The 13,160-nt window shown below is 62.3% G+C and carries 10 protein-coding genes and 1 tRNA gene; 2 read left to right on the forward strand and 9 right to left on the reverse strand.

Annotated features, from left to right (window positions below; translation table 11 throughout):
• Positions 1-22: 22 nt before the first annotated feature.
• The 8 genes from JWR51_RS21040 to JWR51_RS21075 all read right to left on the reverse strand — a co-directional run bounded on the left by JWR51_RS21040 (position 23) and on the right by JWR51_RS21075 (position 8,488).
• On the reverse strand, positions 23-1,078 hold the full coding sequence (locus JWR51_RS21040; RefSeq protein WP_299752335.1) for a sugar phosphate isomerase/epimerase: 1,056 nt from the start codon (positions 1,076-1,078) through the stop codon (positions 23-25).
• A gap of 139 nt (positions 1,079-1,217) precedes the next feature.
• Positions 1,218-2,363, reverse strand: coding sequence for a Gfo/Idh/MocA family oxidoreductase (locus JWR51_RS21045; protein WP_299752338.1), 1,146 nt, complete (start codon positions 2,361-2,363; stop codon positions 1,218-1,220).
• 1 nt (position 2,364) lies between these two features.
• Positions 2,365-3,150: a sugar phosphate isomerase/epimerase gene (locus tag JWR51_RS21050; protein ID WP_299752964.1), complete on the reverse strand. Its 786-nt coding sequence runs from the start codon at positions 3,148-3,150 to the stop codon at positions 2,365-2,367.
• Between the two features lie 138 nt (positions 3,151-3,288).
• The gene (locus JWR51_RS21055; RefSeq protein ID WP_299752341.1) at positions 3,289-4,038 is read right to left on the reverse strand and encodes a sugar phosphate isomerase/epimerase; all 750 of its coding nucleotides are present in this window, start codon (positions 4,036-4,038) and stop codon (positions 3,289-3,291) included.
• Between the two features lie 165 nt (positions 4,039-4,203).
• On the reverse strand, positions 4,204-5,292 hold the full coding sequence (locus JWR51_RS21060) for an ABC transporter ATP-binding protein (protein WP_299752344.1): 1,089 nt from the start codon (positions 5,290-5,292) through the stop codon (positions 4,204-4,206).
• Positions 5,293-5,296: 4 nt separating this feature from the next.
• Positions 5,297-6,190 carry a carbohydrate ABC transporter permease gene (locus tag JWR51_RS21065; protein ID WP_299752347.1) on the reverse strand — a complete coding sequence of 298 codons (894 nt, stop codon included), beginning with the start codon at positions 6,188-6,190 and terminating at the stop codon, positions 5,297-5,299.
• 28 nt (positions 6,191-6,218) lie between these two features.
• A complete protein-coding gene (locus JWR51_RS21070) occupies positions 6,219-7,046 on the reverse strand; it encodes a sugar ABC transporter permease (RefSeq protein ID WP_299752967.1) in 828 nt (275 codons plus the stop codon).
• A gap of 206 nt (positions 7,047-7,252) precedes the next feature.
• On the reverse strand, positions 7,253-8,488 hold the full coding sequence (locus JWR51_RS21075) for an ABC transporter substrate-binding protein (RefSeq protein WP_299752350.1): 1,236 nt from the start codon (positions 8,486-8,488) through the stop codon (positions 7,253-7,255).
• 225 nt (positions 8,489-8,713) lie between these two features.
• Here JWR51_RS21075 and JWR51_RS21080 point away from each other — a divergent pair, with 225 nt between their 5' ends.
• A complete protein-coding gene (locus tag JWR51_RS21080) occupies positions 8,714-9,757 on the forward strand; it encodes a LacI family DNA-binding transcriptional regulator (protein WP_299752353.1) in 1,044 nt (347 codons plus the stop codon).
• Between the two features lie 128 nt (positions 9,758-9,885).
• Positions 9,886-9,962, forward strand: a tRNA-Arg gene (locus JWR51_RS21085).
• A 196-nt stretch (positions 9,963-10,158) separates the two neighbouring features.
• On the opposite strand, the gene JWR51_RS21090 is transcribed toward JWR51_RS21085, so the two are convergent.
• Entirely contained in the window at positions 10,159-13,158 is a 3,000-nt protein-coding gene (locus tag JWR51_RS21090) for an autotransporter domain-containing protein (protein WP_299752356.1), read from the reverse strand.
• Positions 13,159-13,160: the final 2 nt, after the last annotated feature.

Here is a 13,160-nt window from a genome sequence, read left to right on the forward strand (position 1 = left end):
TTTTTTCGCGATTTGTGAGCGCTTAGCTCAACCCGAGCATCTTGCGGTTGGCGGCTTTGTCGGTGCCGGCCGCGGCGAAATCGTCGAACGCCTTTTCCGTCACGCGGATGATGTGGGCGGCGATGAATTCGGCGCCTTCGCGGGCACCGTCCTCGGGGTGCTTGATGGCGCATTCCCATTCGAGCACGGCCCAGCCGGCAAAATCATATTGTGCCATCTTGGAGAAAACGGAGGCGAAATCGACTTGGCCGTCGCCAAGCGAGCGGAAGCGCCCTGCCCGGTTGATCCAGCTCTGGTAGCCGCCATAAACCCCCTGGCGGCCGGTCGGATTGAACTCGGCGTCCTTGACGTGGAACATCTTGATGCGCTCGTGATAGATGTCGATGTAGTCAAGATAATCGAGCTGCTGCAGCACGAAGTGGCTGGGATCATAGAGCAGGTTGGCGCGCGGGTGGTTGTTCACGCGCTCGAGGAACATCTCGTAGGTGACGCCGTCGTGCAGGTCTTCGCCGGGATGGATTTCGTAGCAGAGATCGACGCCGTTCTCGTCCATGGCATTGAGGATCGGGGTCCAGCGACGCGCTAATTCATCGAAGGCTTCTTCGACCAGGCCTGCCGGACGCTGCGGGAACGGATAGAGGAACGGCCAGGCCAGCGCGCCCGAAAAGGTCGCGTGTTCGGTCAGGCCCAGGTTTTTGGAGGCCTTGGCAGCCCACATCAATTGCTGCACCGCCCATTCCTGGCGGGCCTTGGGATTGCCATGTACGGATGCCGGGGCGAAGCCATCCAGCATAGTGTCATAGACCGGGTGGGCGGCAACGAGCTGGCCCTGCAAATGGGTCGATAGCTCGGTGATGGCGATGCCGTGCTTGGCGGCGGTGCCGACCAATTCGTCGGCATAGGTCTTGGAGGTGGCGGCCTTTTCCAAGTCGATCAGGCTGCCGACCCAGGTCGGGATCTGCACGCCCTTGTAGCCGTAATTGGCGGCCCAGCCGCAGATGGCGTCGAAGGAATTGAATGGTGCCGCGTCGCCGGCGAACTGGGCCAAAAAGATCGCGGGCCCCTTGATGGTGCGCATGTCGTTTCTCCTCTGTCGGCGCTTGGCGCCAAGTCTTCTGTTGCCGCTTCATGGAACAGGCGGCGAATGACCGCCGCCTGCTCATTATTTCAGTCTCAATCTTGACTGGCACACAGCGCCTGTCAATGAGGTACGCACATCAAGCCCGCAGCAAAGCCCGGGCTTCATCGGGACCGAGGGCCGCAGGGCGCTCGCACGTGGTCGAAAGCGTCACCACCTGGCCGATTTCGCCGGCCTTGAGGATCGACGCCATAACGTCGATGGCATGCAGCGCAACGTCGATCGAGCAGCGGGCCGCATGGCCGGTTTCGATCGACATCATCATGTCCGACAGGCCCGCATTGCGGTAGTTGGCGCGCGGATTGGGCTTGTCGAGTTCCTGATTGGCGATACCGAACGGATGGTCCCACGGGGTAACCGTGGTCTTGGCGCCTTCACGGTCGGCGGTGATGACATCGCCGTTGAAGAAGTTGGGATCGGGCACATAGACCGAGCCCTCGGTGCCATAAAGTTCGATATTGTGGTGGCCGTGGCTGAACACGTCCCAGCTCGCGCCCAGGGTAACGATGGCGCCGGTGTGGAATTCGAGCACTGCGTGGATCGTGGTCGGCGTGCCGACCTTGATCTTGGTGCCAACCAGCGGCGAAGTCGGGGTAGAGATGGTGCGTTCAGGATTGGCCATACCGGTGAAGGCGGTCACCCGCTTGATCGGCCCGATCAGGCTGATCAGGTCGGTGATGTAGTAGGGGCCGAGATCGAGGATCGGGCCGCCGCCAACCTGGAAGAAGAAGTCCGGATTGGGGTGCCAGTGTTCCATGCCGCGCGACAGCACGTGCATGGTGCCCGAAGTGATGCGGCCGACCTTGCCGCTATCGATGATCGAGCGCGCCTGCTGATGCGCGCCGCCGAGGAAGGTGTCCGGCGCGGAGCCGATCTTGAGGCCGGCCGCGTCGGCCTGCTTCTTGAGCGCCTTGCCCTCTTCGACGTCGAGCACGAACGGCTTTTCGGAATAGGCATGCTTGCCGGCCGAAAGGATATCGCGCGACACCGAATAGTGGGTCGAGGGGATGGTCAGGTTGACGATCACGTCGACTTCGCTGTTTTTCAGCAGCTCGTCGGGCGTCTGCGCCTTGACGTTGTATTCAGCAGCGCGCGCCTGGGCGGCGGCCGGGACGATATCGGCGATGGCGCGCACTTCAAGGTTCTTGAACAGCGGCGCGAGACGCAGATAGGCGCCCGAAATATTGCCGGCACCCATGATGCCGACGCCATAAGTCTTGGCCATGTTAGACTCCGAAAGAATTGACGGTCGCGATGGACCGAGTGGCGAAGCGGGTGAGATCGTTTGGATTGTCGTGCTCGGCCACGAAGTAGCGCGCGGCGGTCTTGGCCTTGACGTGGTTCAGCAGGTCCTTCCACGGCAGCGTGCCATGGCCGACGTCTGCCCAACCGTCTTCATCGAGGTTCTGGCCGGCCGGAGCGATGTCCTTAACGTGGACGGCGACGATGCGCTTGCCGAACTTTTCCAGCCAGGCGAAGGCGTCGGCCTTGCCGCGATAGATCCACGCGATATCGGCTTCGGTGTAGATGTCGGGCGCCGCTTCGAGCAGCACGTCCATCGGGTAGCGACCATCCGGCAGCATGGCGAATTCGAAATCGTGGTTGTGGTAGCCGAAGGTGATTCCGGCCTTGGTAAAGGGTGCCGAAATGTTAGCAAGACGCTCACCAAAAGCCTGCCAACCGGCCACATCGGTGGGGCGTTGATCGGGCGACAGCCAGGGGCACATGAACACCGTGGTGCCCAGCGCTTCGTTAATGGCCAAAGCGCGGTCGGGCTGCTCGAGCAGGTCGAGACCCACATGGGCGGTCGGCATGGTTAGGCCATTGGCATCGAGCTTGGCCTTGAGGCCCGGCAGGTCGCCATAGAGGCCGCCCAGGCCGCCATCGGTGGAGGCGTAATCGAGGCCGCCGTAGCCTTCGACATATTTGTAGCCGGCATCGGCGACGGTTTTCAGCACCTGATCAAGCGGGTAATTGCGCCCGCTGAACATCTGGAACGACATATCCATAATTTTTGGTCCTTATAGGTTGGCCTCTGAGCATGATCCGGAAAAGTGGCTACCGGTTTTCCGAAAACATCATGCTCTAACAAAGAGATAGAGCTTGATGATAACTCGAAGAGAAATCATCACGCTCCAGGGGAAGTCCGCTTACTTCCAGCTCTTCCACGCATCCATACTGCGCGTGGCGAAGCGGTCGACATCCGACGGGTTGTCGTGTTCGGCGACGAAATACTGGGCGCGGGTCTTGGCACGGATGGTGCCGATCAGCGCAGACCAGCCCATGGTGCCCTGCCCCGGATCGGCCCAGCCGTCTTCGTCCTCGGCGACGCCGGCGGGCGCGATGTCCTTGACGTGGACGGCGGTGATGCGCTGGCCATAGGCGTCGAACCACTTCTGCGGGTCGTTCTCGCCACGCACGATCCAGGCGACGTCGGCCTCCCACTCGATATCCGTGGCGGTATCGAGGATGATGTTCATCGGCAGCTTGCCGGTTTCGGTGGGCCAGAATTCAAAATGGTGATTGTGCCAGCCAAAGCCGAGGCCGGCCTTCTTGTAGGTCACGGCCAGCTCAGCCAGCGTTTCGGCCAATTGCACCCAGCCGGCTTCAGGCTGCTTGCGCTGGTCCTGCGGAATGGCCGGGCAGAACACGGTCTTGATGCCGAGCGTCTCAGCGGTCTTGAGCGTGGTCGAGGTGTCCTTGAGCATATCGAGGCCGAAATGGCCGGTCGGCATGGTCAGCCCATTGGCCTTGAGCGAAGCGGCCAGAGTGGCGGCGTCGGCATAAAGCCCGCCATAGCCTTCCACCTGCCCGTAGCCCAGCGATTTGAGCTTGGCGAGGACGGTATCAATGGGCGGGAAATTGCGGGCGCTGTAGAGCTGGAAAGACAGTTCGGTCACTTTTGGCCTCAGATTAACGTTCATACGAAGATCAATACCACTGAGATAGCGCATTCGTCATGCGCCATCGCGCCAGTTCGACAGGTCAGTTGCTTGAAAAGTAACATTGGCCGTGGCTTTGCCGGCGAAGTGGCTGCCGGCGCCTGAGCGCCGGCAAACTCGAAATCAAATGCGGTTGGTGGTCTCGGCGTTAAAGATAGAACCGCGCGCGGGATCGAAGCCGATTAGGATCTTCTGGCCGCTCGTGATCACGACATCGCTGTCGCAGCGGAAGGTCACGGCTTTGCCCGCGATCTTGGTCCAGGCCAGGGTGTCGGAGCCCATCGGTTCGACGATTTCGATTTCGACTTCCTGGGTGAACGGCTTGGACTTGGCGTCCTCGCCGATCAGGATGTGCTCCGGGCGGACGCCCAGAACGGCCTTGGTCGAGCCGCTGACCGGGGTCTCGAAGGCGTAGGTACCCACCGGAACGACAGTGCCGTCATCGGCAACGAAGGTCTGGTTGGCGGGATTGAGCGTACCTTCGAGGAAGTTCATCGAGGGCGAGCCGATGAAACCAGCCACATAGAGATTGACCGGCCTGTTGTAGATGGTGTGCGGGTCAGCCAATTGCTGGATCGTGCCATTCTTCATGATAGCGATGCGATCCGCCAGCGTCAGCGCCTCGATCTGGTCGTGGGTGACGTAGATCATGGTGTTCTTGAGGCGATGATGCAGCCGCTTGATTTCGACGCGGAGGTCGCTCCGGAGCTTGGCGTCGAGATTGGACAGCGGCTCATCGAACAGGAACACGTCCACATCGCGCACCAAAGCGCGGCCAATGGCGACGCGCTGGCGTTGTCCGCCCGACAGGTTGGCGGGCTTGCGACCCAGCAGCGGCTGAATCTGCAGGATTTCGGCGGCGCGATTGACGCGCTGTTCAATCTCCGCCTTGGGCATGCCGGAGACGCGCAGGCCGAACGACAAGTTCCGCTCCACCGTCATCTGCGGGTAAAGCGCATAGGACTGGAACACCATGCCGATGCCGCGATCCTTGGGCTCGGCCCAGGTCACGTTCTTGCCGCCGATGAAAATCTGCCCTTCGCTGACGTCGAGCAGGCCGGCAATGCAGTTCAGCAGTGTCGACTTGCCACAGCCGGAGGGCCCCAGCAGCACGATGAACTCACCTTTGGCGACTTCCAGATCGAGCGACTGCAGCACTTTGACGCTGCCGAAATCGAGCGACAGATCTCTGATTGAAACACTGGATTCCATAATTCTAACCCTTCACCGCGCCGGCAGCGATGCCGCGGACGAACCATTTTCCCGAGATGAAATAGACCGCCAGGGGCACGAGGCCCGTCAGGATGGTTGCGGCCATGTTGACGTTGTATTCCTTCACGCCCTGCGTGGAGTTGACGATATTGTTGAGCTGCACGGTCATCGGATAATTCTGGTTGCCGGCGAAGATGACGCCGAACAGGAAGTCGTTCCAGATACCGGTGATCTGCAGGATCATCGCCACCACGAAGATCGGCAGCGACATTGGCACCATGATCTGGATGAAAATGCGCCAGAACCCTGCCCCGTCGACCCGCGCCGCCTTGAACAGTTCAGGTGGCAGCGAGGCGAAGTAGTTGCGGAACAGCAGCGTCAGGATCGGCATGCCGAAAACGGTATGGATCAGGATCACGCCCTGCAGGGTCGAGAACATATGCAGTTCGCGCAGGATGATCACGAGCGGATAGAGCATCACCTGGTAGGGTATGAACGAGCCGAACAGCAGGATGACGAAGAAAACCTCAGAACCCTTGAAGCGCCAATTGACCAGGGCATAGCCGTTGATCGAGGCGATCAGCACCGAGACGATGACGCTGGGAATGGTGATCTTCATCGAGTTCAGGAACCCGACCTTGAGGCCTTCGCAGTAAAGGCCGGTACAGGCGGTATCCCAGGCCTTGAACCAGGGATCGAAGGTCACCTTGATCGGCAGTGCGAAAATGTTGCCGCCACGGGCTTCATCCAGGCTCTTCAGCGACGTGACGATCATCACGTACATCGGGAACAGGTAGTAGACGGAGATGAAGAACAGCAGCGAATAGATGATGATCTTGCGGGGGGTAAAGAACGGGCGCGGGCGCATCCCCCGGGGTTCTAGTGTATCGACAGCCATGATGGCCCTCCCTTGCTGACGCGTCCGGTCATTTGTTTTTCTTTGGGCCGAATTCGATATAGGCCCATGGGATCAGGATGATCAGCACAGTCACCAGCATCATGGTCGACGCGGCCAGACCCTGGCCGAGATTGCCGCGCGCAAACATGTAGTCGTAAACGTATTTCGCGGGGACGTCGGAGGCGAAGCCGGGGCCGCCCTGGGTCAAAGCCACCACCAGATCGTAGAGGCGGACAATGCCCGAGCCGACGATCACCAGCGTGGTGATGACCACGCCGCGCATCATCGGAATGACGATCTGCAGATAGGTGCGCCAGGCGGGAATGCCGTCGATGCGTGCGGCTTTCCAGATTTCCTCGTCGATGCTGCGCAGCCCTGCGAGCATCAGCACCATGACGAAGCCGGTGCCCTGCCAGAGCCCTGCGATCACTAGGCCATAGATGACGGTGTCGCTATTGGTCAGCAGGTCGAACCGGAAATTGGTGAAACCCAGGTCGAAAGCGACTTTCTGGATGCCGTAATTGGGGTTCATGATCCACTGCCACACCAGGCCCGTGACGATGAACGACAGCGCGAACGGGTAGAGAAGCACGGTGCGGAAGGTGTTTTCGAAGCGGATCTTCTGGTCCATCAGCACGGCCAGCAGGAAGCCGACCACCATGGTGAAGACCAGCGACAAGACGCCGTAAAGAGCGAGGTTTTCGGCCGAACCAACGAAGCGCGCCGTCTTGAACAGACGCTCATACTGAGCGAAGCCGACGAATTTGCCGCTTGGGAGCGAGCCGGAGTTGGTGAAGGAGTAGATAACGCTCCAGGCGCTGCAGCCGACGAAGACCACCAGCACTGTAAGGACCATTGGCAGAGCGGCGATCTTGGCGCTCAGGTTCCTTAGGAAGATATTGTGCAGCAAGCTTGGCCGGGTGGATATTTCTTCCGGCTTGGATTGTGCCGCGAGTGTCGCCTCTGCCATGGATCGATGCCTTACTTCATGCCTTATTGGAAACATGGCCGGCCCGGGTATTGCCCAAGCCGGCCACGCCTAGCCTAATGTCGAGCTACCGATTACTCGGAAGCGGCAACGATATCGGCGTATTGGGCCTGCATGTCTTCCGCAGTCATGGACTTGTCGGCGAAGAATGCAAGCACGAGATCCTGCAGCTGGCCCTGAGTGTCGGAGCTGAAGGTCTGCTCGCCGGTAGGCAGGACGTTTGCCGGATCGGCCAGGATTTCGAGGCCCTTCTTCATGCAGGCATTGGCAGCGGCGAGATCAACGTCGCCACGAACCGGCATCGAGCCCTTCTTCAGGTTGAACGCAACCTGAACTTCAGGGGAAAGCATCAGTTTGGCCAGCTCGAGCTGGGTGCGGGTGATTTCCGGATCGGTGCTCTTGGGGAAGTAGAATGCGTCACCGCCGGTATCGACGATGGCGTGCATGCCCAGACCTGGCAGGCAATCATAGTCCTTGCCGGCGACCTGGTTGGCGACGGCGAATTCACCCTGGGCCCAATCGCCCATGATGTTGCCGGCAGCCTTGCCTTCGATCACGAGCTGGGTCGCGTCGTTCCAGAGCGGAACGATGGCGCTAGTGTCGGCGGTGTCGCGGACGACGGCGAAAGCATCGACGACAGCCTTGAACTCAGGACCGCGGACCGCGTCGGCGCTCTTGTCGATATTGACCGAGCGGAACAGGTCAGGACCACCGATGGAAGCGAGCAGAACGCCCCACATGGTGTTGATCGGCCAGCCCTGGCCAATCGACATCGGGATGATGCCGGCTTCCTTGAGCTTGGGGAAATCGGCGACATATTCCGTCCAAGTGGTCGGAACGGTCATGCCGTTGTTCTCGAAAGCGGGACGCGACAGCCACAGCCACTGCTGGGAGTGGATGTTGACCGGCACGCAGTACATCTTGCCTTCGAACATGCAAGAGTCCATCAGCTTGGCCGGGCGGATCACGTCAGCCCATTTTTCGGCCGTCGCGACTTCGGTCAGGTCCTGCATCAGGCCGGCCTGGATGAGCTGCTCGGCATCGCGGCCGGTGTTCATCTGGGTGGCGCCCATCGGGTTGCCGCCGAGAATACGGCTGATGATGATCGGGTTGGCGGCATCGCCCGAACCAGCGATAGCACCGTCGATCCACTTGTCGGTGCCCGTTGCGTCGAGCGCATCGGCGAACACCTTCACGGCGGCGGCTTCGCCACCCGAAGTCCACCAGTGCGTAACTTCAAGATCGGTAGCGTGTGCGGTACCGCACATCAAGGCAGCCGCCATCGTGGCAGCTACTGCGAACTTATTCATATGTAGTCCTCCCAACGTCCTCATGGAGCGAAACGCTCCCGCGAAATTGCCAGCCGCAAGGTTACCTTCTTAGGAGGCATCCCCGGCTGGCCGCATGTAATCGATTGCATCGCAAGTTTTTTGCCAGTGCAATCGATTGCATGAGTTTCAAACACTTCTTGCGGTCGTGTCAAGATCGATTTAGACCGTTTGCGTTGCTGACGGCCTGAGGGGGTGCTGCCAGGCATGAGTATAGCCAGAAAAACGCCCACGATTCAGGACGTTGCGCGCTTCGCCCGCGTATCCACCGCCACCGTGAGCCGCGCGCTTTCCAGCCCGGAGCGCGTCAGCGAGGGGACGCGCGCGCGCATTTCCGATGCCGTCGAGGCCACCGGATACACCCTTAACCAAGCCGCGCGATCGCTGCGCCAGCGTACCTCCAAAACCATCCTGGTGGGGCTGCCCGATATCCGCAATTCGTTCTTCTCGACCATACTCGACGCCATCGAGCGCGAAGCGGCATTGCGCGGCTATGGGGTGCTGGTGTGCAACCGTTATTCGGGGCCTAACCCAGCGCGGCGACTGGGGGAATACTTCCTGTCGCACCGCGCCGACGGCCTGCTGTTGCTGGACGGTTCATTGGACCTCGAGCAGTTGCTGGAGCTGACGCGCGAGCCGAGCGCCGTGCCGCTGGTGGTGGCCTGCGAGGAGATTCCCGATGCGTCGTTCCACACCGTCAAGACCGACAATCCCCGCGCCGCTGCCCATGCCACCCGCCACCTGATCGATCAGGGCCATACCCGAATCGGTCACATCACCGGGCCTGCCGGCAATGTGCTGCGCCAGGAGCGTCTTGCCGGCTTCATGCAGGCCATGGACGAGGCTGGGTTAAAGGTCCTTCCCGACTGGATTTTCCCGGGCAATTTCATGATGGAAAGCGGCTATGCGGCGGCACTCCAATATCTGGCCATGGCCAACCGTCCCAGCGCGGTGTTCGCGGCCAATGACGAGACAGCAATCGGCTTCCTGTCGGGCCTGCGCGAACAGGGTCTCGAATGCCCGCGCGACATTTCCGTGGTCGGCTTCGATGATCTTGCCGTCGCCCTGCACTATTCGCCGCCGCTGACCACGGTGCGCCAGCCGCGCGAGAAACTCGGGCAATTGGCGGCGCAAACGCTGATAAACATTCTCGAAGGCGGCGTTGAAGCCAAACCGCTGCGGATCGTGCTCACCTCCGAAATGATCATCCGCAGCAGCACTGCCCGCTACTTCCCGCCCCCACACAGTTAAGGGCAGTGTCCAGAATCACTTAGCCCGATCCCTGGACAAAAAGAATCAACGCCCCTGCCCTGTCAGGCCGGCAAGAAGGGCGTTCATTTTGCCGCAAAATGCGCTAAAGGAGCCCTGCCAAGAGCCTCGGTCCCGTAGCTCAGCTGGATAGAGCAGCAGCCTTCTAAGCTGTTGGTCGGGGGTTCGAGTCCCTCCGGGATCGCCAAAATTTCCAGTGTCGGCGGGACCAGATCAGTCTGAATCGATTTGGCCCAGAAATCCTGAATCGACAGAAATCCCTGAGTCGATTTGGCCTGAAAGCGTGAGTCGTAGCCGCTCCACCACGTTGGCGTGCTGAGACCACCCAACCTTGCCACTGGCCGTTCGGGCATTGCAGCGTGGAAATTTCCCTTTGGCGCGCGCTAGAAGGAGCCCTTGGCTCCGGCCTGCACCTGGCTGGTCTGGGCGTTGGAGGTGAATTCACCCGTGTAACTGAGATCGAGCGCGAGAGCAGAGCTGACGTCGAGGCCGGCCGAGGCCTCCACGGCGAGACGGTCGGCGGGGACTTCGGCGCTGGAGACTGCAAAGCTGTTGCCGCCGGCCACGAAGCTATGGCTGATGGTCGACTGATCCGCAAAGGCATGCTTCCAGCCAGCGCCGGCACCGAGGGACAGCAGCATGTCGCCGCCAACCACGAAGTCGGCCGAGGTGCGCAGGCCGACGGTGGTGTAGAAGATGTCGTTTGTCCGTGCGGCGACTGAGAGTGCGGCCGTGCCGCCCTGTTCGAAATAGGCATCGCCCATGCTGCGGACATATTGCGCGCCGGCATAGGGGGTGAGGCTGATGACGCCGAAATCGAACTCCTTGGCCGCCTCGCCGAAGAGGCTGCCGGTGCGGGCCGCATAGTCGGCCGTCAGCGTCTGTACGGTGGGCAGAGTGATGTTCCGGGTGCTCGCGACGGCCGATTGGGTATAGACGGCGCCCAGCGCCAGGCGAATGCTGTCCCACTCCGTTCCGGCATAGACGCCGGCAGAATAGTCGGCGCTGCCAATGCTGGTGTCCAGCGCGGCAACCGTGTTCGCCGAATGGCCGTAGCCGCCCATCGCGCCGACCGTCCAATTGTTCAGTTCGCCATCGAGGCCGAAGGTTAGCCCGCCGGTATCGGTCGCGCTGGCGGCATTCTGCGCGCTTGCATCGACACTTGCGCGCGCGCCGTAGCCGGATATCCACATCGAATGGGTGGGGTCCGGCGTCCCGTCGATCGCATCGAAGGCCTGGGTGACCGGATCTGGCGTCGGCAGGTAGTTGCTGGCCCCGGCGCCCTTGAGCGCATCGAAGGCCTGGTTGACGCGATCGACCACGGCGGTGGACACGAGGCCGGCCGATTGCACCTGTCCCTGGTCGGCCGAGCCGAGGCTTTCGCCCGAGAGCTGCTGGTAGGCGCTTTGCACCTGGTCGCTGCCGAGCCCCAGAATGCCGCTATAGAGGGGATTGCCGGTGCCGAGACTTTCGATGGCACCCGCCGTGCTCATCTGATTGCCGCCCTGCGCCAGGTCCGTCAAGCTCGCCTGGTTGCGGGCGAGGGTCAGGGTGACGGCGTTGGGCGTGGCATAGTCGAGCGAACCATCGAAGAAGGCGAGTGCGCTGGTATCGAGGCCATTAAAGCGGCCGGTGACGCCGCCGGTCGCGGTGAGGATGGTGTACTGGCTCGGTGTGCTCGGAAAGTCGTTGGCTCCCGAGGCCGAGGTGACGACCACGGTGCCGGCCAGCGTCGCTATACCGGTCACGGCGATGTTGTCGCTGGTGCCGTCAGGCGCGACCTCGACCACGTAGCTCGAACCGACCGAGAGCGTGAGAGCGCCGGTGTGGAGCGTGCCGATGCTGTTGCCGGGCGCAACGGTGCCGCCGGACTGCACGGTGGTTGCGCCCACCGTACCCATGCCACCGAGCGTACCGCCGGATTGGACGGACAGCACGCTGTTGGCGAGGGACCCGTTGACCAAGAGCGCGCCGCCCGAGACGGCGGTGTCGCCACTGAAACTGCTGGTCCCCGTCAGCGTCCAGCTGCTCAAGCCGGTTTTGCCGAAAGTGTCAAAGTTCTGGAACGTGGTGGCGATAAGCGACAGGTCGAACGCGCCATTGCTACTGCCGCCCAGCACCAAACCGTCGCCGGTGCCCGCACCGTCACTCACCGCATTGCCGTTGAGGACATAGCCGTTCTCCAGTGCCAGCGTATTGCCGCCACCAGTGAAGCTGACTGCATTGGCCCGCACCAAGTTGGTGCCACCCATGCCGCCCGTCACGGTGCCGGCGACCGTCACCATGGCGCCGCCGGTCGCCTGGATGCCGGCGCCGCCGGCACCTGTCTGCGCCGTGCCAAGCGAGCCGGTGCCGGCCGCGGCGCCATTGCCGCCCCTGACACTCGCATCGGCCTGTACGGTGACATCGCCGGTAGCATTCACGCCAGCACCACCGGCACCGCCATTGCCGCCAAGGCTGTTGGCATTGGCGCCACCGTTGCCGCCTGCGCCGCCGTTGCCGCCGGTGACTGTGCCATGCTCGATCGTAACGCTGCCACCCCCGGAGGAGCTCATGCCCTCGCCGCCCGCGCCACCAATGCCGCCCGAGCCGGGGTTGGCTGCCCCCTGACCATTCGGAGCCGGCCCGCCGTTTCCGCCTGCACCACCATTGCCACCGGTTATCGTGCCGGTTTCAACGATGACATCGCCGCCTACGGCAGTGACTATGCCAGCGCCGCCGACGCCGCCGTCGCCGGAAGTCGCAGGGCCGCCGGCCAAAGCACCGTTTCCGCCGAGACCGCCGGCGCCGCCCACGATCGAGTCGACATTGGCCGTGACGCTGAAGCCGTCGGCCATGACCACGCCGCCACCGCCGTCACCGCCGCCGCCGCCCGCACCACCCTGAAACCCCTTGCCTCCGGCGCCGCCCTTGCCGCCGACGACGATTCCAACGCCGGCTTCGTCCAGCAGGTCCTCGATATCGAAGAGATAGTAGAAGCCCGCACCACCGGCGCCGCCACCGCCGCCGCTGCCGCCACCGTTGGGGGCACCGGCAACACCAGCGGCGCCATCACCGCCGTCGCCCGCCGAAGCACCATTCTGATTGTTGAGGCCACCATTGCCGCCGTTGCCGCCCGGACCGCTAGGGGATCCAGGGCCGCCGTTGCCGCCCGGACCACTGGCACCGCTACCGGCACCACCACCGCCACCGCCGGCATGCAGCCAGGCCGGGTTATCGCCGCCCGCGCCTGCCGCACCGTTATACCCGGCGCCGCCGGCTCCGCCCCCCGTTCCGCCGCCCTTGCCGCCATCGGCAAGCGCGGACGTCAGCCCGCTCGCCGTCAGCAGCAGAGCAAGGAAAACCACCGCGGCATTGCGGCTGGTCGTCGCACGAAATGGCATGA

Source organism: Devosia sp. (assembly GCF_028290625.1).
Classification (GTDB): Bacteria; Pseudomonadota; Alphaproteobacteria; order Rhizobiales; family Devosiaceae; genus Devosia.